This is a genomic window from Microvirga lotononidis (assembly GCF_034627025.1).
In the GTDB taxonomy this organism is placed as follows: domain Bacteria; phylum Pseudomonadota; class Alphaproteobacteria; order Rhizobiales; family Beijerinckiaceae; genus Microvirga; species Microvirga lotononidis.
The window spans coordinates 578702-602111 of the sequence record NZ_CP141048.1; the positions used below are offsets into that span (position 1 = coordinate 578702).

25 protein-coding genes and 1 riboswitch are annotated in these 23410 nt (G+C 63.3%); of the genes, 12 read left to right on the top strand and 13 right to left on the bottom strand.

The annotated features are described in order from the left end of the window. Positions 1-7 precede the first annotated feature (7 nt). The 8 genes from U0023_RS02540 to minD form a co-directional block, all read right to left on the bottom strand. Entirely contained in the window at positions 8-748 is a 741-nt protein-coding gene (locus tag U0023_RS02540; protein ID WP_009763919.1) for an energy-coupling factor transporter transmembrane component T family protein, read from the bottom strand. Further along, positions 742-2442, bottom strand: coding sequence for an ABC transporter ATP-binding protein (locus U0023_RS02545; RefSeq protein ID WP_009763918.1), 1701 nt, complete (start codon positions 2440-2442; stop codon positions 742-744). The genes U0023_RS02540 and U0023_RS02545 overlap by 7 nt, the downstream gene beginning before the upstream one ends. Further along, positions 2414-2998: an ECF transporter S component gene (locus U0023_RS02550; protein WP_009763917.1), complete on the bottom strand. Its 585-nt coding sequence runs from the start codon at positions 2996-2998 to the stop codon at positions 2414-2416. The genes U0023_RS02545 and U0023_RS02550 overlap by 29 nt, the downstream gene beginning before the upstream one ends. Before the next feature lie 26 nt (positions 2999-3024). Next, a complete protein-coding gene (locus tag U0023_RS02555) occupies positions 3025-3633 on the bottom strand; it encodes a YkoF family thiamine/hydroxymethylpyrimidine-binding protein (RefSeq protein WP_009763916.1) in 609 nt (202 codons plus the stop codon). Beyond that, positions 3624-3735: riboswitch (TPP riboswitch) on the bottom strand. (Overlaps the previous gene by 10 nt.) Positions 3736-3800: 65 nt before the next feature. Beyond that, complete coding sequence (locus tag U0023_RS02560; RefSeq protein WP_009763915.1) at positions 3801-4532, bottom strand: ComEA family DNA-binding protein; 732 nt, start codon at positions 4530-4532, stop codon at positions 3801-3803. 184 nt (positions 4533-4716) lie between these two features. Continuing rightward, positions 4717-5652 carry a DUF5996 family protein gene (locus tag U0023_RS02565; RefSeq protein ID WP_009763914.1) on the bottom strand — a complete coding sequence of 312 codons (936 nt, stop codon included), beginning with the start codon at positions 5650-5652 and terminating at the stop codon, positions 4717-4719. Positions 5653-5815: 163 nt separating this feature from the next. Next, a complete protein-coding gene (gene minE, locus U0023_RS02570; RefSeq protein WP_009763913.1) occupies positions 5816-6094 on the bottom strand; it encodes a cell division topological specificity factor MinE in 279 nt (92 codons plus the stop codon). Continuing rightward, complete coding sequence (gene minD, locus U0023_RS02575; RefSeq protein WP_009763912.1) at positions 6091-6900, bottom strand: septum site-determining protein MinD; 810 nt, start codon at positions 6898-6900, stop codon at positions 6091-6093. The genes minE and minD overlap by 4 nt, the downstream gene beginning before the upstream one ends. Positions 6901-7253: 353 nt before the next feature. Here minD and U0023_RS02580 point away from each other — a divergent pair, with 353 nt between their 5' ends. From U0023_RS02580 to U0023_RS02600, 5 genes are all read left to right on the top strand, one after another. After that, a complete protein-coding gene (locus U0023_RS02580; protein ID WP_009763911.1) occupies positions 7254-8228 on the top strand; it encodes an ABC transporter substrate-binding protein in 975 nt (324 codons plus the stop codon). Next, positions 8228-9034 carry an ABC transporter ATP-binding protein gene (locus U0023_RS02585; RefSeq protein WP_009763910.1) on the top strand — a complete coding sequence of 269 codons (807 nt, stop codon included), beginning with the start codon at positions 8228-8230 and terminating at the stop codon, positions 9032-9034. Before U0023_RS02580 ends, U0023_RS02585 begins: the two co-directional genes overlap by 1 nt. Next, positions 9031-9804 carry an ABC transporter permease gene (locus U0023_RS02590; RefSeq protein WP_009763909.1) on the top strand — a complete coding sequence of 258 codons (774 nt, stop codon included), beginning with the start codon at positions 9031-9033 and terminating at the stop codon, positions 9802-9804. The genes U0023_RS02585 and U0023_RS02590 overlap by 4 nt, the downstream gene beginning before the upstream one ends. A 92-nt stretch (positions 9805-9896) precedes the next feature. After that, positions 9897-12392: a glucose/quinate/shikimate family membrane-bound PQQ-dependent dehydrogenase gene (locus U0023_RS02595; RefSeq protein ID WP_009763908.1), complete on the top strand. Its 2496-nt coding sequence runs from the start codon at positions 9897-9899 to the stop codon at positions 12390-12392. 12 nt (positions 12393-12404) lie between these two features. Continuing rightward, the gene (locus tag U0023_RS02600; protein ID WP_009763907.1) at positions 12405-12608 is read left to right on the top strand and encodes a hypothetical protein; all 204 of its coding nucleotides are present in this window, start codon (positions 12405-12407) and stop codon (positions 12606-12608) included. Between the two features lie 19 nt (positions 12609-12627). Here U0023_RS02600 and U0023_RS02605 read toward each other — a convergent pair whose 3' ends face one another. Continuing rightward, positions 12628-13674: a hemerythrin domain-containing protein gene (locus tag U0023_RS02605; protein WP_009763906.1), complete on the bottom strand. Its 1047-nt coding sequence runs from the start codon at positions 13672-13674 to the stop codon at positions 12628-12630. A gap of 225 nt (positions 13675-13899) precedes the next feature. On the opposite strand from U0023_RS02605, the gene U0023_RS02610 reads away from it, so the two are divergent. Beyond that, positions 13900-14907, top strand: coding sequence for a threo-3-hydroxy-L-aspartate ammonia-lyase (locus tag U0023_RS02610; RefSeq protein ID WP_009763905.1), 1008 nt, complete (start codon positions 13900-13902; stop codon positions 14905-14907). Positions 14908-15035: 128 nt separating this feature from the next. Here the strand turns inward: U0023_RS02610 and U0023_RS02615 are convergent, their stop codons facing one another. Next, positions 15036-15719, bottom strand: coding sequence for a hypothetical protein (locus tag U0023_RS02615; protein WP_009763904.1), 684 nt, complete (start codon positions 15717-15719; stop codon positions 15036-15038). Positions 15720-15789: 70 nt separating this feature from the next. Then, positions 15790-16572: a class I SAM-dependent methyltransferase gene (locus U0023_RS02620; RefSeq protein ID WP_009763903.1), complete on the bottom strand. Its 783-nt coding sequence runs from the start codon at positions 16570-16572 to the stop codon at positions 15790-15792. Between the two features lie 208 nt (positions 16573-16780). On the opposite strand from U0023_RS02620, the gene U0023_RS02625 reads away from it, so the two are divergent. Genes U0023_RS02625 through U0023_RS02635 form a run of 3 tightly spaced genes read left to right on the top strand, consistent with a single transcriptional unit; the run spans position 16781 to position 19750 of the window. Beyond that, positions 16781-17917 (top strand): ABC transporter substrate-binding protein, encoded by a 1137-nt coding sequence (locus tag U0023_RS02625; RefSeq protein ID WP_040639089.1) that lies wholly within the window; start codon positions 16781-16783, stop codon positions 17915-17917. A 28-nt stretch (positions 17918-17945) separates the two neighbouring features. Next, a complete protein-coding gene (locus U0023_RS02630) occupies positions 17946-18986 on the top strand; it encodes a FecCD family ABC transporter permease (protein WP_154661217.1) in 1041 nt (346 codons plus the stop codon). Further along, positions 18980-19750, top strand: a complete 771-nt coding sequence (locus U0023_RS02635) for an ABC transporter ATP-binding protein (protein WP_009763900.1) — start codon at positions 18980-18982, stop codon at positions 19748-19750. The genes U0023_RS02630 and U0023_RS02635 overlap by 7 nt, the downstream gene beginning before the upstream one ends. 21 nt (positions 19751-19771) lie before the next feature. Here U0023_RS02635 and U0023_RS02640 read toward each other — a convergent pair whose 3' ends face one another. Next, entirely contained in the window at positions 19772-20014 is a 243-nt protein-coding gene (locus U0023_RS02640; protein WP_154661145.1) for a DUF6894 family protein, read from the bottom strand. Between the two features lie 80 nt (positions 20015-20094). Next, complete coding sequence (locus tag U0023_RS02645) at positions 20095-20736, bottom strand: Crp/Fnr family transcriptional regulator (protein WP_245272994.1); 642 nt, start codon at positions 20734-20736, stop codon at positions 20095-20097. 339 nt (positions 20737-21075) lie between these two features. On the opposite strand from U0023_RS02645, the gene ampC reads away from it, so the two are divergent. The 3 genes from ampC (at position 21076) to U0023_RS02660 (ending at position 23357) form a co-directional block, all read left to right on the top strand. Next, on the top strand, positions 21076-22242 hold the full coding sequence (gene ampC, locus U0023_RS02650) for a class C beta-lactamase (RefSeq protein WP_009763897.1): 1167 nt from the start codon (positions 21076-21078) through the stop codon (positions 22240-22242). Positions 22243-22294: 52 nt separating this feature from the next. Then, entirely contained in the window at positions 22295-22561 is a 267-nt protein-coding gene (locus tag U0023_RS02655; protein WP_009763896.1) for a DUF7696 family protein, read from the top strand. Positions 22562-22997: 436 nt separating this feature from the next. After that, on the top strand, positions 22998-23357 hold the full coding sequence (locus tag U0023_RS02660; protein WP_009763895.1) for a hypothetical protein: 360 nt from the start codon (positions 22998-23000) through the stop codon (positions 23355-23357). Positions 23358-23410 lie beyond the last annotated feature (53 nt).

Genomic DNA, 23410 nt, shown 5'->3' on the forward strand with positions numbered 1-23410 from the left:
CAGGCGCTCATAAGCCGGTGACCGTCGCGATGCTGCACAATCCCAACGCCGTCGATGCCAGCACAAGGAACACCCCATCGCGCCTGTGAAACCCGGGCGCGTTCATGATCGTGCGTGGCGCATCGGGACTGAGCCCCCTCGCCTCCATGGCGATCGCCGTACGGCCGGCGCAGCGGATGGCGAAGGCGAGCAACGGGATGACGAGGCTGATCAGCTCGAAAGGACTCGGAATGCGTCGCACGTGACGGCCGGATTTCATGGAGCGGGCGAGGCGCATCTGCTGCGCTTCACCGGCCAGATCGGGCACGAGCTGCATCGCGGCGAATAACGAATAGCCGATGCGCGGCGGCAAGCCCGCATGTTGCATCAGGGATCGGACGAAGAGGCCGGGATCGGTGGTCAAGGCAAAGAACACCGAGATCATGCCGCAGGCGAGCGCGCGAAGAAAAAGAGTGATGCCGGCCGAGAAGGCAGGCGACGCGAGAAGGCCTTCACCCGCCATGCGCAGAGCGAAGTCGCTTTCCTGGCGGAATAGAAGACTGGTGGTGAGAAAGCCGAAGCCGAACAGGGCGAAGGGAACCATCAGGGTCAGGATCACCAGGGGCGAGGTGCGATTGAAGGTGATGAGCACAAGTGCAGGCACGAGGATCGCAGCTAGCTGGAAGCGTGGATCGAAGATCACGACGGAGGCGACGAGCCAGGCACAGCACACCGCAAGCTTCGATAGAGGATTGAGCGATTTCAGCATGCGGCCACCGCCTCCAGCCTCGGCGCGACAGCCTCAAGCCAGCGCATCGCTGCAAGACAGGCAGGCTCTGTAAGCCCCGCACGAGCGAGCAGATCGGCGTTTCTCATCAGCTCCTCCGTCGCACCGTCCGCAAGGATGCCGCCCTCTCCCACGATGATGGAGCGGGAGCAGAGTTTCAGCGCAAGATCCATGTCGTGCGTGATCAGCGCGATGGTACGGCCTTTCTCATGTAGTACGAGGATCTCCTGCGTGAGAAGCGCCGCGCCCTGGGCATCGAGTCCGGCCATGGGCTCGTCGAGCACAAGGAGGGGCCAACGGTCGGAAAGCGTGAGCGTTGCCAGAGCGAGCTTGCGCTTCTGGCCCTGCGAAAGCTCGAACGGATGGTTTGCTGCCCGATGCGTCAGACCCCAGGCTTCGAGCGCAGCCTCCGTGCGGATTGTCCTATCGTCCCCGCTTATGCGCTTTGGCCATGCGTCGAGCAGTTCCTCGCGCACGGTGCCGGCGGTGAACTGGCTCTCGGGGCGCTGGAAGGCATATCCGCCCGGTGGTCCTCTGCGCGTTCCGGCCTTCAAAGGCAGAAGACCCGCGAGAGTGAGACCCAGGGTGGACTTGCCTGCGCCGTTCCGGCCCAATATGCCGAGGATCTCACCCTCGCGGATGACGAGATTGATGCCACGCAGGACGGCAGGCCCCAGGAAAGGCGCACAATCGGCTTTCGATAATTGCACGAGCGCGGGAGCATCGGAGAGAATGGTGGTGGGCTTGGCCGACGCGACGAAGCTCTCCACGGCGGGGCGCGCCTGCTCGAGGCGATGACACGGCGCATCCTCGGGATCGAGATGCGCAAGTGCTTCGCCGATGGAGAGCGGCGGAAGGGGCGCCGCAATTCCTGCCCGTGTCAGTTCATCATCGAGCGCGCTCGCGGCGGGGTACCAGATGCCGTGTGATTGCAGCAGCGTGCGCTCCTCGCGGAAGATGCTGCGCGGTTCGCCCTCTGCGATGATCGTACCGTCGCGGCCGAGAACGACCATCCGGTCGATGGCTTCGATCAGCCCATCGAGCCTGTGATCGACGATGAGAATTGTTCGCTCGCTTTCGCCAACCGTCAGCAGCATGTGCAGGCGGCGCGCCGCTTCCGGCGCGAGATGCGCCGTCGGCTCGTCGACGACGAAGAGCGGCACGTCCTGGACGAGAACGGCCGCCATTGCGACGAGCTGCCGCTCGCCGCCGGAGAGCTGGGTCGTGCGGCGCTGGCGCCAGTCCTCCGGCAAGCCGACTTTTCGCATGACCTCCGCGACGGCCTGCGCAATGCACTCGGGCGGCACGGCCCGGTTCTCGAGCGCGAAGGCGAGTTCATCCTCGATCCGCATGCCGCAGAGTGTCTGATCCGCATCCTGAAAATACTGCGCGACATGGCGTGCCCAGGCCCATGGTTTGCAGGTGGGGACATCGGCCTCGAACAGACGCACCTCTCCCCTCACCTCCGCCGGGATGCTGGTGGGGATCAGCCCCGTCAGGGTCAGCAACAGCGTGGATTTTCCGGAGCCCGACGGCCCGAGCAGAAGCAGGCGCTCGCCCCGGTGGACCTGCAGGTTCAAGGGCCCGACAGCAGGGCGTTTGGCGAAGGGATAAACGACTTCGACCCCGCGCCACTCCGCGGCGGGATCAGGCGGCAGCGGAGCGTTTGTCGACATCGATCGCAAGGCCTGCGAGTGCCCCGGTCTTGTAGAGCGCCTGCACGATAGCATGGGCGAGCCACCCACCGAGCACCGCGCCGCTCAACGTGCGCAACACGAACATGGCGATGAGCAATGTGGGCTGCAGCGCGCCGTAATCGAACCGGATCCAGGTGTAGATGTAGGAAAAGACCGCAGCGCCGACACCCGCGGCCATCAAGACCGGAAGCGAATAATTGCGCCAGCGCGTCGCGGCAAAGACCGCCTCTGCGCCGGCACCCTGGACGATCCCGCTGACCACGAGCAGCAATCCCGCAGGGCTCCCCAGCAGCACCTGCACGGCCGCCGCCAAGACCTCCGCCGCGAAGGCGGCGCCCGGCTTGCGGATGATGGCGGCCGCCACCATCGAGGCGACGAACCAGAAACCCATCACCACATCCATCGTCAGAGGGCCGAAGACCGCTTGTGCGATCAGCCAAACCTGCACCCATCCGAGATAGAGCACGGCGAACACCGCGCCGATCACGGTGACGATGAGGGTCTCTCTCAACGTCCAGCCACGCGTCACGGACATGACGACCTCCTAGTTGACGACGGAAATTAGGCCTTGCTCGGACTGTTAGCCGAGACCTTGAGATCGAGCGCCACATGGCCCTGCGGCGCACCGAAGCGCAGAAAGGCCTCGCTCAACGTGGCGAAGACCGGGCCCGCATCGCCGCACAGCTTGGTGCAGAAGTTCTTCGAGCGATCGAAGACTCCGGATCGTTTGAGGAAATCGATGCAGCCGTAGATCTCGTCCATATGGTGCCCGCTACCAAGCGGATAAAGCGAGAATTGCGCTGCGACGACCTGCCCTGTGCGTGGCGCCGTCTCGACATGCCTGACAGCGGCGGCGATGCGGCTCTCGAGAGGTCTATCGTCGCTCGAACCGGCGATCGGCGTACAGATCGGATCGTCAGGCTCGCCGGGGCAACCACGCGATACGGTTGCGGCCAGGACGCAGTGAACGCCGCGACGCGAGGCTGCCAGAAACAGATCGCGCATGGCCGGAAAGAGCTGCTCAGGTGGGCCGACGATCAACGTCGAGAGGTCGTCGGTCTCTATCCGGAAGTTTGATCGGTAAGGATCGAGCGCTCCGATGGCACCGAGGATGACGCCGACGAAGTCGTCGGTCATCGGATAGAGGGAAATCTGTGCGCCGGAAAACATCGCCACCTCGCTCCGCTGGCATTACCCAGATCAGCTTGAGGGTCCAACGGCTTCGCGCCGTCATCTCAGCCCCGGCTATACGGAGCACCCCTGTCGGATTGGATTTTCTTAGCACCTTTCATGGCCGCATGGCAAGCGTGCCGCGTGCCCGATGCGGATCGCGATATCTACCGGACGGTGATCTGATCCTTGATCCTCTCGTAGGTGCCGCGACGCACCACGCGCTTGTTCACCAGATCCTCCACGGACTTGTAAGGACGTCCCCTGATGATGGCGCGGCCGAGAGAACCGGCACCTTTCAATTTGTTCAGATCCTCGATCGAGCTCTTGTTGAGGTCGACGAGGTCAGAAGCGGGACCGCCCGCCGGGGCGGCGGGATCCGTGAGATTCGCCTGTTGCGTCACCGTGCCCGTCAAGTTCATGTCCGAGCGCGTTGCGGCCCGAGGCTTTGAGGGCTCCTTCCTGGACGATTGACCGATGACGGCCTCGAACTGCTTCAACACGGCAAGGGATCGATCGCGCGATTGTCCGATGGCAACGGCGTCGATGGCAGGTTCGGCGAAGGATTGGTCCCATTCATCCTCGTCCGCCTCCGGCAGCGGAGCCGCAACTGGCGGCTTCCTGGGCAGCACCATCGGGGCTGCCGGATCCGCATCGGCCACTTGGAGGGGCATCGTCCGGTCAGGAGGGACTGGGGCTCTGGGCTCCACGGTGATGGTTTGCGGCGGAGCGGCCGCTACCATGCCCTCCCTGGCGGGACCGCTTTCCTGAAACCGCCAGAGGGCGAGCCACCCGGCGCTCATGAGGCCAACCACCAGCAGAACGCGCATGGCCAGCCGGGCCGCGTTGTCGTTCGGTTCGCTGGGCGCTCGCGTTCGAGACAGATCGCCAACGTGCATAGGATCCTCGCACATCACATCGATGACGGAACCGTGGGAAGGCTAGAGCTAGACGGCGGATGTGGCGCAGGCGTGGCAAGGCACGCCTGTAAAGGACCTTCACCGACAATTTCGGATAGGTGTGGGTGTTTTGCACGCAACCCGTGGGATACGTGACAGCATCACATTCAATAACATCACACGTTCAGACAGGGCGTACCTTTGCAGGCGCACCGAGGGTACATTCGAGATTGGATCGATCCCATCGGCCCGCATCGGCGGCGGCATTGTAGGTGGTGACGAGAAAATCGAGCAGCAGAGCGTCGGGATCCTTTGCCTGGCGCACGGTATCATAGGGCAAGACGAACTCACCGAGAGTGGTGTCGAAAGAGGCACCCGGTGCGACGACAGCATCGCGAAAGCCCGGCGGCTCAGGATAGGCATAGGAATAGAAGGCTGGCTGCGGGAAGGCATCGCTGCCGGGCCAGAAGCCTGCGCTCGAAACCTCGTGCGAATAGGCCTCGCGGGTCACATCGTCCGGCAGACCGGGCACGCCGCCGGGATGCAGCGGCGCGGCCCGCCCGGAAAAGCGCGTCACGGCGAGATCGAAACTGCCCCAGAAGAAATGCACCGGAGAGGTCTTTCCAACAAACCCGCTGCGGAACAGCTTGAACACCCGGTCCACCTGCAAGAGCACTCGCCAGAAGCGATGGGCCGCGTCCCGGTCGTAAGAGGCATGAACCCGATCCTCGGAGAAAGGAATGGGATCGGCGACCTCGTTCGGCGTCTCGTTGATGGTCACATCGATGCCGATATCCCTCAGGATCGTGAGAAGCCGCGAGTAAAAATCGGCGACGCTCTGCGGCTGCAGCGGCAGTTCCCTCTCCTCCCCGTTGCTCGTACGCACGCGTAGCAGATGAGAGGTGAAGTCGAACTCGAGTTCGAGGATTTCGTGGCCGACGGGAATGGGCGAGGTTCCAAGCCCCCGGGCTGTCACGTAGAGCGGGACTTGCCAGCCGTGATTGACCCAAGGCGAAAGGGAAAGCCGGATCTTACCGACGATCTGCGTCCAGAGTTGAAGGGTCGTCGCCGCGTCGCGCCAAGCGGGATAGGGCAGTTCGGGCCAGGATGCGTCTTGCATCGAATGCCTCCGTGATAAACGGATCTCAAATCGAGTAGATCATCGTTCAGCCCAGGCAGCAAGGCGGCCTGAATGGGAGAACACCCGAATGGGCATCGAAGCTATAGATGACGGTGCGGCCGCCATTCCATCGGAGTGCCGGCCGCACCGAGGATCGGGGCGATCACGCGGCCGGGCGCATGCCGGCTGCGATGTCGGTCGGAATCTCGATATCGACCTCCAGGGTCGACACGGAGGCGCCGCGGTCCATCTTGATCTGCACATTGTCCTGCGGGACCGACATGTGCTTGGCGATCACGGCCATGATCTCCTCGCGCAGGATCGCCACGAGATCGGATTCGCCACCACCGACGATGGTGCGCTCATGGGCGAGCAGGACCTGGAGCCGCTCGCGGGCGACGGGCGCGGACGTGTTGCGCTTGAAGAAACTGAACAGGCTCATGCGGCCCTCCGTGAGAAGAGTTTGCTGAAAAGACCGCGCTGCTTCTGCACTTCGACGACGGTCTCGCCCTGGAGCTTGCGCACGGCATCGAGATAGGCGCGGGCCGGCGCGGAGTTCGGGCTGCCGAGCGTCACTGGCGCGCCGAGATTCGACGAGCGCAGCACTTCCGTGCTTTCGGGGATGATGGCGAGAAGCGGGATCGAAAGGATCTCCAGCACATCCTCGACCTTGAGGATCTCGCCACGCTGCGCGCGGGCATTGTCGTAGCGCGTGAGCAGGAGATGCTTCTCCACTTGCTCGCCATTCTCCGCCTTCTCGGTCTTGGAATCGAGGAGCCCGATGATACGGTCGGAATCGCGGATGGAGGAAACTTCCGGGTTCGTCACGACGACAGCCACATCCGCATGGCGCATGGCGAGCGTCGCACCGCGCTCGATCCCGGCCGGGCTGTCGCAGATGATCCAGTCGAACTTCTCGCGAAGGCCGTTGATGACGCGCTCGACGCCTTCCTCGGTGAGGTTGTCCTTGTCGCGGGTCTGAGAGGCGGGCAGCAGGAAAAGAGTCTCTATGCGCTTGTCGCGAATGAGGGCCTGGTCGAGCTTGGCATCACCCTTGACAACATTGATGAGATCGAACACCACCCGGCGCTCGGCGCCCATGATCAGGTCGAGATTGCGCAGGCCGACATCGAAATCGACCACGGCCACCTTCTTCCCGCTCTGCGCCAGTGCCGCGCCAAGCGCGGCCGTGGAAGTCGTCTTTCCGACACCGCCCTTGCCCGATGTCACGACAAGTACTTTCGCCATCCTTGGTTCTCCTCGCCCTACAAATCTGTCCCTGCGACGGCATCACCATCAGGTTCCCCGGAGGACCGCAGAACATGGTCGGAGAGCGGAGGCGGATCAGGCTATCGCGGATTTGTTACGCTACGTAATGCATCTTATTCGACGCCATTCATGGTTACCGGGTGGTTAACATTTCCGGTTTCAACCAAGTTTTTTGTTGAAAAAACAAGAGTTTCAGCCAATCGGAGGCATTCTGAGGATTGTTGTCCTCTGCCCGCAAGCAAAGCGGCTCCCGTGAACGTCGCTTCGCCCCGTCCCATTGACCTTCAGCCGGGAATCCCTAGCCTTGAACCGACGTCTCTGGAGATCTTCCGATGCGGCATGGATGGCGGATTCTTCTTCTGTCGGCGCTATCGCTCGTTGCGGCGCATGCCCCGACCTGGGCTCAGCAGGCAACGACGGTCCGGGTCGGACATTTCCCGAACATCACCCATGTTCAAGCCCTGGTGGCCCGCGCCTTCGAGCGGCAGGGTCGCAACTGGTTCGCAGAGCGTCTCGGGCCCGGCGTGAAGGTTGAATGGTATGTCTACAATGCCGGTCCGAGCGCCATGGAGGCGATTTTCGCCAAGTCGCTCGATCTGACCTATGTCGGCCCGAACCCGGCGCTCAATGCCTATGCCCGCTCCCGTGGAGCCGAGGTCCGCGTGATTGCCGGCGCCGTCAACGGAGGTTCGGCCCTCGTCGTGCAGGGGGATTCGACCCTGACCAAGCCCGCCGACTTCAAAGGCAAGCGCATCGCCACGCCGCAATTCGGCAACACGCAGGACGTGGCGGCCCGGGCCTGGCTCGTTGCAGGCGGATTGCGCATCACGCAGACCGGCGGCGATGCGCAGGTGGTTCCCACCAGCAATCCGGATCAGCTCTCCCTCTTCCAGGGCAGGCAGCTCGATGCGGTGTGGACCGTGGAGCCGTGGGTGTCGCGGCTCGAATCCGAAGCCGGAGGCAAGATCCTGGTGGAGGAGAAGGACGCCATCACCACGATCCTCGTGTCGAGCGTCGACTTTCTGGCAAAGAACCGCGATCTCGCCAAACGCTTCGTCGTCGCCCATCGCGAACTCACCGACTGGATTCAGAAGAACCCGGACGAAGCCCAACGCATGGCCCGCGACGAGTTGAAGGCGTCCTTTCGCCTCGACATGCCGCCCGAGCTTGTCGCCAAGGCCTGGAGCCGCATGGTGATCACGCCGGATACGTCGCGCGAGGCGTTCCAATCCTTCGTGACCAGCGCCCAGCAGGTCGGATTTCTGCGCGATACGCCCGATCTGTCCCGTCTGATCGAGGCGCCTTGATGGAGGCACTCGACAGGAATGCCATGACCGGACGACCGGCAAAGCTGATCATCGAGGGAGTTTCCAAGCGCTTCATCTCGTCACGAGCCATGGTGCAGGCTCTCGACAATGTGTCATTGACCATCGCCGACGGGGAATTCGTCTGCCTGGTCGGACCGAGCGGATGCGGCAAGTCCACGCTTCTCGACATCATCGCCGGCCTGACCAAGCCTGATGCGGGACGTGTTCTCGCCGATGGAAGGACCGTGGCAGGACCGGGCCGCGAACGTCTCGTCATGTTCCAGGAATCCGCGCTCTTCCCTTGGCTCGACGCGTTCGGCAACGTGATGTTCGGGCTCAAGCTGCGTCCCGACCTCACGAATGCGCAGCGCAAGGAGATCGCACGTCATTTCCTGAATCTCGTCGGCCTCAGCAAATTCGAGCACGCGCAGGTTCACGAGCTCTCGGGCGGCATGAAGCAGCGCGTCGCCTTGGCCCGCGCCCTGGCTCCGGATCCTCACGTTCTGCTCATGGACGAGCCCTTCGGAGCGCTGGACGCCATGACCCGCGACCAGCTCTATGACGACATCCAGCAGATCTGGATGGAAAGCCGCAAGACCATCGTGTTCGTCACGCACAATGTGCGCGAGGCCGTTTGCCTGGGAGATCGCGTCGTCCTCATGTCGCCCTCGCCCGGACGCATCCAGCAGATCTTCGACGTTCCCCTGCCGCGCCCGCGCGACATCAACAGCCCGGAGCTCGCCGGCTATGCATCGAAGATCGCCGCGGCGCTCAAAGGCACGCTGACGGAGGCATTCTCGGAATGAAGCGTCTCGCCTCCGCCCTCCTGTTCTTCGGGCTGCTGATCGCCCTCTGGGAGTTGGCCGTGCGCACCGGACGCTGGTCCGTGGTGCTGCTTCCCTCGCCGATCTTCGTCGGTGAATATATCTGGGGAGCAATGCTCGACGGCACCCTCGAGGAATCGACCTGGGTGACGCTCAAGCGACTCATGATCGGCTACGCGGCCGGCGTCCTCATCGGGCTCCCGCTCGGCCTCCTGACCAGCACATCGCAGATTTTCGAGGACACCCTCGGTGCATTGGCCCTCGGCTTACAGACCTTGCCGAGCGTGTGCTGGGTCCCACTGGCACTGGTCTGGTTCGGACAGACCGAAGGCGCGATGCTGTTCGTGGTGATCATGGGCACCGTCTGGTCGGTCATCATCGCGACGGACCATGGAGCGCGCAACATCCCGCCCATCTATGCGCGCGCGGCGCGCACCATGGGATCGGAGGGATTTCACAAATGGACCCGTGTCATCCTGCCGGCCTCGCTTCCCTTCCTCGTCAGCGGCATGAAACAGGGCTGGGCCTTTGCATGGCGCTCGCTCATGGCGGCCGAGATTTACGTGACGATTCTCACCGGCTTCGGCCTCGGCCACCTTCTGCATTACGGGCGTGAATTGAATGCCATGGATCAGGTGATCGGCATCATGATCGTCATCGTGGTGATCGGGCTCCTCGTCGACCGGCTGCTGTTCTCGCCCTGGGAGCGCTTCCTCCATCGCCGCTGGGGCACGAATGTGAGAGAGACATAGCTGGACTGCATTCGCCACCCTTGGCGTCCCTCACCCGTGAAACATTTCCTCCTCCCTGTCGTTGGAAGCCGACTTGTCCGGAGGAGTGAGTCATGCCTGGTACGAGGCGAAGCCCAGTTCTCATCGTTGCCGCCATTCTCGCCCTTCTGATCGGTCTGGCTCTTGCTGTTGGCGGCGTGTGGCTGATCACGCTCGGCGGCTCCTGGTTTTATGTGATCGCGGCAGTCGGCTTTCTGCTCACGGGCGTGCTCCTCCTCGCGCAGAAGCCCGCCGCCTTGTGGGTTTATGCACTCGTCACCGCCGGTACGCTCGGCTGGGCCTTATGGGAAGTGGGTCTCCAATGGTGGCCCCTGGCGGCACGCGGCGACGTGGTATTTCTCCTTGGATTGCTGTTGGTCACGCCTTGGGTCACTCGCAGCCTCGGAGATCGGACCGCCTATTCGGCATCGGACCAGGATGCACCGATCCGACGCGGTTCCGCCTTCCGGGGCGCGGGATTACCGTTGACGGGCGTACTGGCTGTCGCGCTTGTCGTTGCCGTGGCCTCTTGGTTCAACGATCCGACGCGGATCGAGGGCGTCGCTCCGGGACCGCGTGCGGACGTGCCGGACGATGTCCTCGGCGTTCCGCCCGGCGAATGGCATGCCTATGGGCGTACGACCTACGGACAGCGCTACTCCCCCCTCAACCAGATCACGCCCGCAAACGTGGCGAATCTCCAGGAGGCTTGGACCTATCGCACCGGCGACGTGCGCGGACGGCCGGGAGATCCGGAAGAAACCACGTTCCAGGTGACGCCGCTCAAATTCGGCAACCGGTTGTTCCTCTGCACACCGCATCAATCGATCATCGCCCTCGACGATACGAGCGGCAAGGAGGTCTGGCGCTACGATCCGAAGATCCGCAGCGATCTCGCCCTTCAGCATCTGACCTGCCGCGGTCTGTCCTATTACCATGGCAACGGTGCGGCGGCCTCGTCGACACCTCCAGCCGCGGCACCCGTCCCGACCGCCGCTCCGGTTCCTGAGCTGCCGGTGGCGGCCAGCGAAAGGCAGGCGGCCGATAACTGCCCGACGAAGCTTTTCATGCCCACGGCCGACGGGCGGCTGATCGCCCTGAACCCGGAGAACGGCGACGTCTGCACCACCTTCGGCGGCGGAACGGGCCAAATCAATCTGTGGGCGAACATGCCCAACGTGCAGCCAGGCGCCTATTACTCCACGTCGCCTCCCGCGATCGCGCGCAATCTCATCATCGTCGGCGGCACGGTTCTCGACAACGTGTCGACGAGCGAGCAGTCCGGCGTCATCCGGGCCTTCGACGTGAGCACCGGCGCGTTAGTCTGGAACTGGGACTCCGCCAAGCCCGATGTGACCACGCCGCTGGCGCCGGGTGAAACATATGTGCCGAACTCTCCCAATTCCTGGTCGATTTCCAGCGTCGACGAGGCCCTGGGGCTCGTCTACATCCCGCTCGGCAACCAGCCGCCGGATCAGTGGGGCGGCAATCGCAACGCCAATGTGGATCGCTTCTCCTCCTCTGTCGTGGCGCTCGACATCACGACTGGCCAAGTACGATGGGTCTTCCAGACCGTGCATCACGATCTGTGGGATTACGACGTTCCCTCGCAGCCGAGCCTGATCGACCTGTCCATCGGCGGCCAGACCGTCCCCGCCTTGGTGCAGCCGACCAAGCAGGGTGAGCTCTACGTGCTCGACCGTCGCACCGGCCAGCCCGTCTTGCCGGTGACGGAGAAGCCTGCCCCGCAGGGAGCCGCCCCCGGAGACCGGACGGCGCCGACGCAGCCCGTCTCCGCTCTCTCCTATGATCCGCCGCCTTTGGCCGAGCGCGACATGTGGGGCGCGACGATGTTCGATCAGCTCGCTTGCCGCATCGCTTTCAAGAAGCTCCGCTACGACGGCCGCTATACGCCACCTTCGCTTCAGGGCAGCCTGATCTATCCGGGTAATTTCGGCGTGTTCAATTGGGGCAGCATCGCCGTCGATCCGGAGCGGCAGGTCGCCTTCACCACGCCGACCTACCTTGCCTTCGTGTCGCAGCTCGTGCCGCGCCAGAACGACAAGACACTCTATGTCCAGGGAGCGAACCGGCCCGAGGGCAGCCTGCCGGCCCTGAACGAGAATTTCGGCGCTCCGTTCGCCGTAAAGCTCTCCGCCTTTACATCGGTGCTCGGCATCCCCTGCCAGGCGCCGCCCTGGGGTTATGTCGCGGCGGCCGATCTCACAACCGGAAAGATCATCTGGAAGCACAAGAACGGGACGGTCCGTGACGCCTCTCCGATCCCGCTTCCCTTCCCGATGGGCGTGCCCAACCTTGGCGGCCCGATGATGACGGCAAGCGGCGTCGCGTTCCTGTCCGGCACCATCGACTATTTCGTGCGCGCCTACGACGTCTCCAACGGGAACCAGCTCTGGGAAGCGCGGCTTCCCGCCGGCGGACAGGCGACGCCGATGACCTATACGGGAGCCGATGGGCGGCAGTACCTGCTCGTGGTTGCAGGCGGCCATGGCTCGCTCGGCACGAAGGCGGGTGACTATGTGATCGCCTATGCCCTACCGAAGACCTGACAGGAGGATTGGATGCGTAGAGTCTTCGCGGGTCTTGTTACGCTGTTCCTGTCAGCTTCGGCGGTTATGGCTCAGGCCAACCCGCCCGTCGAAGGTGCCCCTGCCAACACTCCCGGCGCGTCACACGGCGTCGAGAGTGCCTGGTGGCTGATCGCGCTCATCGTCGTAGTAGCCCTGATCGTCTGGTATATCGCCAGAAATCGCAATCGCATCTAGGCCACGGACGGACAGCCGTTTACTGCCCGTCCCGCTTGGGCGAGCCTGAACCAGCGCCGCCGGTCTGAGCGCCTCCGGTGCCGAGGGAACCGGTGGAACCGGCCGGACTGCCTGCGGGAAGCGTTCCGCCAGGCTGCAGCGGTGTCGAAAGACCGGACGGTGCGCGGGGCGGATGGGCCGAGGAGAACCACGTGTCGTCCGAGGGGCTTCCGCCCGCCGCGGGGGCAGCCCCGCCCCCCGCGCCGTGAAGCAGCGCATCGTCTGCTGTCGCGGCTTTCGCCGTGCTGCTCGACGATGCTTCGGCGCCGGTGCCGGCTGCCGATGCCGGGCCCGCCGCCCGGTAGGTCCGGGCTCCGGAGGACGCCTCTCCCATGCGGCCGCGCCGAGACCCTTCCAGGCTGTGGTCGATGACGCCGCGGTCGAGCGGGAACGGTGGCTGGGGACGCCGGGGCGCCGCATGCAGCGGCCTGCCCTGCCGCGAGCCAGGGCGTCCGGACCGGGTCATGTTCCACAGGAGCGCGCCAGCCCCGACGGCGGCCAGCCCCGCGAGCACGCCGAACACTGTTCCAGTCGGCAGCCCGTAACGGCTCGGCATCATGGATTGCGGCATGTGCCAGCGCTCGGCCTCATAGGAGGCGATGCGCTCGCGCTCGTACCGCCGCCACAGAGTCTTGAGCTCATCCGGCGAGAAGGCTCCACGGGCCACGATCATCACGCCATTCTCCTCGAGCGTGAAGGCGTGCCGGATCGATCCCGTGAGTTCCTTGAAATCCGTCGCCCAATCGGCGCTGTTCTTGTCGGGACGCGCGGCGAGCCGGTCGAGCTCGCGCAAGATCTCCTCCTGCTTGCTCTCGAGATCGGCCAGGTAGGCTGCGGTACGCTCATGGGAGGACAGGGCCGGATACAGCACGTTCTGCTGTGCTGCAAAATGTCGCTCAAGCTCGTCCCGAAGGTCGGCGAAGAGTTCCGCGCGGCTGTTCGGCCGGCTGCCGGTGGCGCGCAGCACCTCGCGGCAGAGCTCCTCGATATTCGCGTGGTCTGCCACCACCATCTGCCACAGTTCCATGGAAGGCCTCCTGTCATGCCCTGATAAGCATGAACGGCCGGAACGGACGGGCTGTTCCGCAAGCGACGGACATTGGTCGAACCTTAGCCCCAAAGACCTCTGACCTTCGGGAAAGCCTCAATGGTGACAAGGATTGCGCAAAGTTGATATGAAGAACGGTGAAGCTGTACCTTACGCTTGGGAGCGAGAAGACGCCCCAGGCTCGACTGAGATAGTGAGTGCCCGATGAACGTGCCGACCCCGCAGAATTCCGAGCCAGCGGCCCAGGCTGCGCCAAACCTACCCACTTACGAGGATGTCGTCGCAGCCGCGCGGCGCATCGACGGGGTGGCCCACCGGACGCCGGTTCTCACGTCCCGCACGGCCGATGAGCGCACAGGCGGCCGGCTGTTCTTCAAGGCGGAGAACTTTCAGCGGGGCGGCGCTTTCAAGTTTCGCGGCGCGTACAACGCCATCGCGCGCTTGTCTCCTGACGCGAAGAAGCGCGGTGTCGTGGCGTTCTCCTCCGGCAATCATGCCCAGGCCATCGCCTATGCCGGGCAGCTGCAGGAGGTGCCGACGGTCATCATCATGCCTCAGGATGCGCCGGCCATGAAGGTTGCCGCCACCAAGGGCTACGGCGGCGAGGTCGTGCTCTACGACCGATACAAGGAAGACCGGGAAGCCATCGGCCGCAAGCTTTCGCAGGAGCGTGGCCTGACCCTCATTCCTCCCTACGACCATGAGGATGTGATCGCCGGCCAGGGCACGGCGACCAAGGAGCTGATCGAGGAGGTCGGTCCCCTTGACATGCTCCTCGTCTGCGTCGGCGGCGGCGGGCTGCTTGCCGGTTCTGCTCTCGCCTCCAAGGCCCTCTCGCCCGATTGCCGGATCTACGGCGTCGAGCCGGAAGCCGGCAACGATGCGCAGCAATCCTTCCGCACGGGCTCCATCGTCAAGATTCCCGTACCGACCACAATCGCCGACGGGGCGCAGACGACCTATGTCGGCAACAAGACATTTCCGATCATGCGCGCTTTCGCGGACGACATACTCACCGTGTCGGACACGCAGCTCGTGGACACCATGCGCTTCTTCGTCGAGCGCATGAAGATCGTGGTCGAGCCCACCGGATGCCTCGCGGCGGCAGCCGCCCTCCACGGCATCGTGCCGTGCAAGGACAAGCGCGTCGGCATCATCATCAGCGGCGGCAACGTCGACCCGCGAGCGCTGGCGGGCTTCCTGGCGGGATAGCGTTCACTCCGCTTACTCAGTGTCATTCCCGGCCGGAGCACAGTGGAGGGGAAGGGAAACCACGATCAGGCGAAACGCCATGGATCCCCTTCCCTCGCTTCGCTCGCCGGGGATGACATTCTCACACGTCACGGCCCGACGCGCACCATGACCGCAATGCCGTCGTGATCGCCGGTCGTGAGCTTCGGGTCGCCGATCAGCGCATTGCCGAGATCGACGAACCGGGTCACCTTGAAATCGGTGCTGCGGTCGAGGCGCTGCGTGAAGTCGTCCCGTGCCCGGTTGAACGAGCCGAAGCGATGGCCCGGAATGCGGATCGGATCGACCTCTTCCCGACTGAAAGCCGCGATGAAGAGGTATCCTTGATCGAACTGATGCGGACCGAAGACACGGCCGTGGTTGTTGTTGACCTCGAACACATCGTTGGAGAACGCGTCATCCCTGCCCTGCGGCAGCTGTGCGTAAAGCTGCCCGGCGATGGAACCCTGATAGCCTGTCGAATGACCGAAGCGGATCGGATAGCCGGCCCGGGCGGCGGCAGCCAGCAGTCTCTCCTTCGCATCGTCAGCCGATGACGCGCCCTGGTCGACAATAATGACGTTGATCGGCTCACGCAGGTGCTTGCCCTCGTAGATCTCGCCAAGCCAGTCCGAGGGCACTCCTTGGGCGGTCAGCATCCATTTCCCGACCGCCGGCAAGCCTTCGGGCGTTGCGACCTCGACGTCGGGCCGCTGCTGCGGCCGTGCCTCGAACGGGATCGCGCCGGTCAGAGCGGCGCAAACGACGAGAAGCTTGATCAGGTTTCGTCCCATGGCCCTCTCCCGCTCGTGCCGTATCAGCGGGATCAGGAGACCATGACCCGGCGGCTCAGGCCATGACTTTTCAGGTGGAGGTCTTCACGGCAAGCACAGCGTAACGATGCTGCGTCGCACGCTCGAGCCCCTTCAGGAGCGGCAGGTTTTTCGCCTGTTGGCGATGGATCTGCTTGAGGTCCCGATCAATGACGATGTGCGCAAAGCCCGCCTCGCCCAACAGCGCGGCGACCTCCTGGGCCCGGGCGCCCTTGGAGAAGTAGACACGGCTCAGGATTCGCTCATGGGTCTCGCGCATAGCATTGGGCGCATGGGCGGCTCCGGCAAGGCCCGGTACAAGCTTCTCGACGAAACGGATCACCCGCTTGACGAGCGTATCGGAGACGAAATCACCGTCGACGACGAGAAGCCGCCCGCCCGGTTTGAGCAGCGAATGCCATTCGCGAAACGCGGTTGCCGGATCGACGAGCGTCCAGACGAGGTGACGCGTGACGAGCACGTCGTAGCTCTCCGGCTTTTCCAGCGTCCGTTCGGCATCGCCCAGGATGAAGCGAATGTCGGCGCCGTTCCGGGCCGCCTTGGCCCGCGCCTGGCTCAGCATCGGCTCCGACCAGTCGAGGCCCGTGACGTCGAAACCCAGGCCGTGCAGCAGGTGGGAGATCACGCCCGTTCCGCTGGCGAGATCGAGCGCCTGCCTTCCTTCGCCGGGTCCGAGATGGCGCAGGAACAGGTCGCGCCATGCCTGCCGTTCCGCCTCCGAGAAGATCTCGTGCCCGACCTGCTGATCGAAGGTCGGAGCGCGCAAGGACCAATAATCACGGATCTCGTCCCGGAGGGTGTAGTTCGCGTTCATTGAGGACTCACGGATGCGGATGATTTCGGCCCTCATCTATGGCCAAATCCCGAAGACGTCAATTTATAATTACTATGATCTGCAGAATAGAACTGTTTTAAACTGGCCTATTTACATTTTAATTGAAGTAATTCTAAAAGATATTTCTTGCCTCATGGTCGTCATGGACATAGGAACTGCCTGCTTTTTCCTTGACACGAGGCGCGTCATGCAACTCTCACAACTGGCCCTCGGCTCCGCCCTGGCGCTCGCCGGGCTTCTGCCCGTCCCATCTCATGCTGCCGACAAGATCACGGTGACCGACATCGCCGGACGTCAGGTTCAAGTAAACGCACCTGTCGAGAAGGTCATCCTCGGCGAAGGGCGCCAGATGTACTTCGTGGCGACCCTCGACACCGACCAGCCCTTCAGGCGCGTGGTGGGCTGGCGCGACGATCTGCAGAAGGCAGATCTCGACGGCTATAAGGACTACCTCGCCAAGTATCCGCAGATCGACAGGATCCCGACCTTCGGCGGTTTCAAGGAAGGCACGTTCGACGTGGAGCAGGCCGTCTCGCTCAAGCCCGACGTGATCCTCCTCAACATCGAGGCAAAAACCGCGACCGACGACGCCAAACTCATCGAGAAGCTCGCGAAGATCGACATCCCGGTGGTCTTCGTCGATTTCCGCGAGAAACCCTTCGAGAACACCGATGCGAGCATGCGGATCATCGGCAAGCTGTTCGGCAAGGAAACACGGGCGGAAGAATTCATCGCGTTCCGGAAGGCCCAGATCGATCTCATCACCGAGCGCCTCGCGAAGGCCAACCCGCCGAAGCCGGTGGTGATGGTCGAGCGTGCGGCCGGATATTCCGACGATTGCTGCATGTCCTTCGGGAACGAGAACTTCGGCAAATTCGTGGAAGTCGCAGGCGGGCAGAATCTCGCAGCCAAGATCATTCCGGGCACCTTCGGCGTGGTCAATCCTGAGCAAATCATCGCGGCCAATCCGGACCAGGTGATCGTCACCGGCTCGAATTGGGAATTGTACGTTCCGGGCGGAGCCTGGGTCGGCGTCGGCTCCGGCGCCGATAAGGCGAAGGCACGCGACAAGCTCGCCGCCCTGATGAAGCGTCCCGCCTATACGGGGGTCAAGGCCGTGCGCGACCGTCAGGTTCATGCCATCTGGCACCAGTTCTACAACAGCCCCTATCAGTTCATCGCCATCCAGGCGATTGCCACGTGGCTGCATCCGGATCTGTTCAAGGACCTCGATCCCGAGGCGACCATGAAGACGCTCTACGAGCGCTTCCTGCCCGTTCCCTACAAGACCGGATACTGGGTCTCCCTCGCGGACAAGGACTAAGCCCTTGGCTCACTCTCCCGCCATCGCCATGCCGAAAGGACGCGGAGCCTACCGCGTCCTCGTGCAGCGCAAGAAGCTCGTGCTTCTTGCCATGAGCCTCGTTCTGGTCCTCTCCGTCATCGCGGACCTGGGGTTGGGCCCGGCCCGCTACACCATGCGCGAGGTCGTGCTGGCGCTCATGGGCTCTCCCGACGTCTCGCAGCAGATCAGCGTGGTGATCTGGGATATCCGAATGCCGGTGGCACTCATGGCGGTGGTCGTTGGCGCAGCGCTGTCGGCCGCGGGCGCGCAGATGCAGACGATCCTCAACAACCCGCTGGCGAGCCCCTTCACGCTCGGCATCTCGGCGGCGGCGAGCTTCGGCGCCTCGATCGCGCTCGTCTTCGGCGTCGGCATCCTGCCCTGGGCCATCGACTACGTGGTGTCGATCAACGCCTTGCTCATGGCAATGGCGGCGGCGCTCTTCATCCACTTCATGAGCCAGAAGCGTGGCGTAACCGTCGAGACCATCGTGCTCCTCGGCATCACCCTCGTGTTCACCTTCAATGCGCTTCTTGCGCTGGTGCAGTATCTCGCCTCCGAGCAGGCGCTTGCGGCCGTTGTGTTCTGGACCATGGGCAGCCTCACCCGCGCCACGTGGCCGAAGCTTGCGATCACCACCGCCGTGGTGGCGATTTCGCTCCCTCTCTTCATGCGTCGCGCCTGGGCGCTCACGGCGCTGCGCCTCGGCGACGACAAGGCGGCGAGCTTCGGCGTCAACGTGCGCTGGCTGCGTCTCGAGACGATGATGATCATCAGCGTGCTCGCCGCCGTGCCCGTGGCGTTCGTGGGCACCATCGGGTTCATCGGACTGGTGGGCCCGCACATCGCACGCATGCTCGTGGGCGAAGACCAGCGATACTTCCTGCCGGCGTCGGTTCTCTCCGGAGCGGCAATCCTGTCGCTGACTTCCGTCATCAGCAAGTCCATCGTGCCGGGAACGATCTTTCCCATCGGCATCATCACAGCCCTCGTGGGCGTGCCGTTCCTCTTCAGCCTGATCATGTCCAGCCGGAGGCGCTCATGGTAACGAGCCTGCAACTCACCGATGTCGGCGTTCGATACGGCAAGCAGGAAGTGCTTGCCGGTGTCACCACGCCGGAACTGAAGGGCGGCGAGGTCACCGCCGTGATCGGACCGAATGCCGCCGGCAAGTCGAGCCTGTTCCGACGCATCGCCGGCTTGCTCGACGGCCCCGGAAGCATCCGGATCGACGGTGCGGCCCCCCTGCCCGGTCCGGGCCAGGTCTGCTACATGCCGCAGGACACCTCGGTGAACACGGTTCTGACCGTCTATGAATCCGTGCTCCTCGCCCGCAAGCAGGGTGCGGGGCGGAAGGTGACCGACATGGACCTCGAGGAGGTCGACCGCGTTCTCCACGGCCTGCAGATCGAACCCATCTCCTTCAAGGGCCTGCACGAACTCAGCGGTGGGCAACGGCAGCTGGTCTCGCTCGCCCAGGTGCTGGTCCGCGACCCGAAGATCCTTCTCCTCGACGAGCCGACGAGCGCGCTCGATCTGCACCGACAGGTCGAAGTGCTGGCTCTGATCCGCTCGCTCGCCAAGGAGCGCGGGATCTGCGTGATCCTGGCCATCCATGACCTGAACCAGGTCTTGCGCGTGGCCGATCGGGTGATGGTGATCGATGCCGGCACCATGGTGAGTTGCGGACCGGTGGACAGGGTAATCACCCCGACCCTGCTTCAGACCATCTACAAGGTGGAAGGACGCATCGAGCAATGCTCACGCCTGTGCCGTCACGTGATCATCGACGGCCCGCTCGCGCGAATGTGAATGGGAATCTGCCGCCTTGCCTTAAGGCTTCGGTTGCCAGTCCATCTTAATTGATGCCGTCACGGTACAGACATTCTGGTTCTGGGCCTTGCGCACCTCGATGACGACATCGCTGAAATCGCCCTTGGCCAAACGCCCCTGGCCGATCTCTGTCGCCGACCGCGCCGCCGCCTGGACGGCCGCATCGTCGCTTTCGAACTCGGAGCCGTCCTCGTCACGGACAAGTTGCGCCCCGTCGTGGACGTCGAAATAATATCGGGCCACGTCAATCTCCTTCCGGTAGATATGACGCCTCATCCGCAGGGCAGTTTGAAGGCAGAAGAACTCGTCTGCATCCGAACACTCTACGAAGAGTGGGCCGGAGGATAGGAACGGGGCAGCAGGCGCCTGTAAACCCGCTTGGTCTTATCATAGCATTCGCACGTAATATTTTCGAGACCGGATCGATCAGCGATGACGATGCCGCCACGCTGCTGGGCGATGAGCCCCTGCCTCTGAAGGGCCCGCAGGACCGTGCTGAGCGTCGAACGCTGGACACCCAGCAGTTCCGCCAGATCGGCATGGGTCAGGGGGAGGACATCCTCATCGATCCTGTCACGTGCGTTCAGGATCCAGTTGCAGCAACGCTCCTCGACCGTGTGAACGGCGTTGCAGGAGATGGATTGGAACGTCTGCGCCAGCAAAGCCTCGGTGTAACTCAGCAACATCCGGCGCAGCTTCGGTCTAATCCGGATCGCCTCCTGCATCCAGTCCACGGTGATCCGGGAAGCGGTTCCGGGGACCTGCACCTTGTAGCGCCCGAAAGACTCGCGGGAAACCAGGGCGCTGATCAGTCCGAACATCCCCTCCCGCCCGATGGAGGCCACCTCGACGAACTGCCCCTCCTCCATGACATTGATCAACCCCACGATGGCGTCATGCGGGAAATAGGTGTAGTTGATGAGATCACCCGCCTTGTAGAGGATCGCGTCCTTCGGCAGGGTCACGACGTCGAGATGGGGCTTCAGGTAAGCCAGATCCGCGGGCTCCAGCGCACCCAGAAACCAGTTGCTGTGGTGAAACGCAGTTTGAGTCCTGGCTCGAATGATGCATCTCCCCGATTTCGATTGACAGGTCAGGCTAAGCTGGCAGCCTCGGAAAAGCGGTGCGTCCGAGCACATCCTGAAGAGAGCTTGCCGGGCGAATGCTTGTTCGAGGAGCATGTTCAGCCCACTCCGCGGCTTATCCCCAGCCGATCTCCGATTGCATCCCATGAGACGGTACGCTCACGTCCGACCGGTCGTATGAATCACCTTCCGACCGACTCATGCTGGAGCTGAGAGGACATGCCTTTGCCGCCACGACATCTCGCGTGCCTTGCGACCATTCTCATGGGATCCATCGTCGGTGCTCCGTCTTCTGCATGCGCTGCAGGACCTGTGCAGGATGCGGAAGTCCGGAAGGCCGTCGATGAGGCCATGAAGCCGGTCATTGCGCAGTATGGGCTTCCAGGCATGGCCGTCGCGGTGTCCGTCGATGGCAGGCGCCATTTCATGGCATATGGCCTGGCATCGAAGGAGCCCCAGGTTCCCGTGACACGCGATACGCTTTTCGAACTCGGCTCGATCAGCAAGACCTTCACGGCTACCCTGGCGACCTATGCCGAGGTCGAAGGCCGGCTGAAGCTGACCGACAGCGTCAGCCGGCACATGCCGGAGCTGAAGGGGAGCGCCTTCGACAAGGTTCGGCTCGTGGATCTCGCAACGCATACTGCCGGCGGGTTCCCGCTCCAGCTGCCCGCAAGCGTGAAGGATCGCAAGCAGCTCATCGCTTATTATCGCGCGTGGAAGCCCACCTCGGCTTCCGGCACTTGGCGCAGCTATGCGAATCCGAGCATCGGCCTGCTCGGCCTCGTCACCGCACGGGCGATGGATGCGAGCTTCACGTCTCTGGCGGAGCGCCTGTTTGGCGATCTCGGGCTGCGGCGGACCTATGTCGAGGTTCCTGCGGCGGAGATGAAGTCCTACGCCTGGGGCTATGGCCGCGACGGCAAGCCCGTGCGCGTTTCCCGAGCGCTGCTTGCGGACGAAGCGTATGGCGTGAAGTCGAATGCGGTCGACATGATCCGTTTTCTCGAGGTGAATATGGGAATCGGCTCGGTTCCGGAACCGATCGCACGATCCCTCAGGGCGACCCGGACCTGCTACTTCCGCTCGGGCGAGCTGACCCAGGGCCTCATCTGGGAGCAATATCCCTATCCGGTTGCATTGGACACGTTCATCGCCGGCAACACGATGAACCAGAGGGCCTCCCCAGCCTTCGCCATCGATCCGCCGCTGGCGCCGCGCGACGACGTGATCGTCAACAAGACGGGGTCGACCCTCGGATTCGGCGCCTATGTCGCCTTCGTGCCGGGCAGGAAGATCGGCATCGTGATGCTCGCGAACAAAGCCTATCCCAACGAGGCAAGGGTGCGGGCGGCCCATCAGGTGCTGTCCCGCCTGACGGAGTGAGCCGTCAGCCGCCCGAAAGCCTTTGTTCACCGCTGAATGCCATAACGCCGCCATGACGTACTCCCGCGACACCACAGCGATTTCCGAACTCACCGGTCAAACCGTCAGCACCTGGTCCGAGGAGTGGCGAATCGAAACTGAAGCCCGCACCGTCTTGAAGATGTCCAAGCAGGAACGGGATGTGTTCTTCAACGGCCGGAAGGATGAAAACGGGAAGACCATCGACCGTGGCGTGATCGGCATCCGCGGCCCGAAGGCCGTCGAGGACATCAAGGCCATGGTGGAGAGGCTGCAGGAGGCTCGCAGCAGGTCCAAATGACGGACCCTATTCCCAAGGCCGACGGGTCTTAGCAATAAAATGAACGTATAGATATAAATAGAAAGGGCCGCGCCCGGCCTTATCGACCGTGTTCGCGACCCTCGAACCGTATTTGCCCCTACGGTTTGTCCGGCATAAATCATATAAGTTGCGCGATCAAGCCAAATCGTTTGGGAATGAACTATCCTAAGCGTCAGAATAGCGCAGATGCTCTATTGACACGCCCCATTCAGGTCATGAACCGTCACAATTTGGACAAAATACTCTTTGAATAGATAGGTCACCGACCTCTTATTTGCCCCTACGGGTCGGACCTTGGAGCGCCCCTGCGAAGTGGGCGCTTTCTTTTTGGAGAGCCGCCCCGCCCTGGCGGTTCCCGATCAGCAACCATTCAGCTTTCATGTGGAATAATCGCATCGATATAAGGCGATTGTCCGTGCCCGTGCATCGTATCCTATTAGCCCTCGTTCAGCCCCTGCTGGCGCTCCTGCTGATCGCAGGAACGGCTCAGGCAGAGCTGTGCCTGTTCGAGGACCGGGATCGGAACGGCGCCGTCGAGCGCAGCTTGAGCCTGACCGGCGACGTCATGGCTCCGCTCGACGATTACGCGGTCGGCCTCCAGACCCAGGCCAACGGCGACAACGATCACGATGCGGGCTCCGTCCTGCCAGCCGTCGCACCGGCGATCATCCTCGATCAGGCTCGCCTCATCCGGATGGCGTGCGTTGCCTACTCCACCGCGCCGCCCACGCACAGGCCTTGCGCCGCTCCTCCGACTGGCCCACCTCTCGTCTGAGCCTGCCGGCGCCGCGCCCTCGCGTGCGCCGCCGCTCCCATGTGCCGCCGCAC

Coding starts and splice junctions, on each gene's coding strand:
- U0023_RS02540 (WP_009763919.1), bottom strand. CDS start 748: ATGCTGAAATCGCTCAATCCTCTATCGAAGCTTGCGGTGTGCTGTGCC.
- U0023_RS02545 (WP_009763918.1), bottom strand. CDS start 2,442: ATGTCGACAAACGCTCCGCTGCCGCCTGATCCCGCCGCGGAGTGGCGC.
- U0023_RS02550 (WP_009763917.1), bottom strand. CDS start 2,998: ATGTCCGTGACGCGTGGCTGGACGTTGAGAGAGACCCTCATCGTCACC.
- U0023_RS02555 (WP_009763916.1), bottom strand. CDS start 3,633: ATGTTTTCCGGCGCACAGATTTCCCTCTATCCGATGACCGACGACTTC.
- U0023_RS02560 (WP_009763915.1), bottom strand. CDS start 4,532: ATGCACGTTGGCGATCTGTCTCGAACGCGAGCGCCCAGCGAACCGAAC.
- U0023_RS02565 (WP_009763914.1), bottom strand. CDS start 5,652: ATGCAAGACGCATCCTGGCCCGAACTGCCCTATCCCGCTTGGCGCGAC.
- minE (WP_009763913.1), bottom strand. CDS start 6,094: ATGAGCCTGTTCAGTTTCTTCAAGCGCAACACGTCCGCGCCCGTCGCC.
- minD (WP_009763912.1), bottom strand. CDS start 6,900: ATGGCGAAAGTACTTGTCGTGACATCGGGCAAGGGCGGTGTCGGAAAG.
- U0023_RS02580 (WP_009763911.1), top strand. CDS start 7,254: ATGCGGCATGGATGGCGGATTCTTCTTCTGTCGGCGCTATCGCTCGTT.
- U0023_RS02585 (WP_009763910.1), top strand. CDS start 8,228: ATGGAGGCACTCGACAGGAATGCCATGACCGGACGACCGGCAAAGCTG.
- U0023_RS02590 (WP_009763909.1), top strand. CDS start 9,031: ATGAAGCGTCTCGCCTCCGCCCTCCTGTTCTTCGGGCTGCTGATCGCC.
- U0023_RS02595 (WP_009763908.1), top strand. CDS start 9,897: ATGCCTGGTACGAGGCGAAGCCCAGTTCTCATCGTTGCCGCCATTCTC.
- U0023_RS02600 (WP_009763907.1), top strand. CDS start 12,405: ATGCGTAGAGTCTTCGCGGGTCTTGTTACGCTGTTCCTGTCAGCTTCG.
- U0023_RS02605 (WP_009763906.1), bottom strand. CDS start 13,674: ATGGAACTGTGGCAGATGGTGGTGGCAGACCACGCGAATATCGAGGAG.
- U0023_RS02610 (WP_009763905.1), top strand. CDS start 13,900: ATGAACGTGCCGACCCCGCAGAATTCCGAGCCAGCGGCCCAGGCTGCG.
- U0023_RS02615 (WP_009763904.1), bottom strand. CDS start 15,719: ATGGGACGAAACCTGATCAAGCTTCTCGTCGTTTGCGCCGCTCTGACC.
- U0023_RS02620 (WP_009763903.1), bottom strand. CDS start 16,572: ATGAACGCGAACTACACCCTCCGGGACGAGATCCGTGATTATTGGTCC.
- U0023_RS02625 (WP_040639089.1), top strand. CDS start 16,781: ATGCAACTCTCACAACTGGCCCTCGGCTCCGCCCTGGCGCTCGCCGGG.
- U0023_RS02630 (WP_154661217.1), top strand. CDS start 17,946: ATGCCGAAAGGACGCGGAGCCTACCGCGTCCTCGTGCAGCGCAAGAAG.
- U0023_RS02635 (WP_009763900.1), top strand. CDS start 18,980: ATGGTAACGAGCCTGCAACTCACCGATGTCGGCGTTCGATACGGCAAG.
- ampC (WP_009763897.1), top strand. CDS start 21,076: ATGCCTTTGCCGCCACGACATCTCGCGTGCCTTGCGACCATTCTCATG.
- U0023_RS02655 (WP_009763896.1), top strand. CDS start 22,295: ATGACGTACTCCCGCGACACCACAGCGATTTCCGAACTCACCGGTCAA.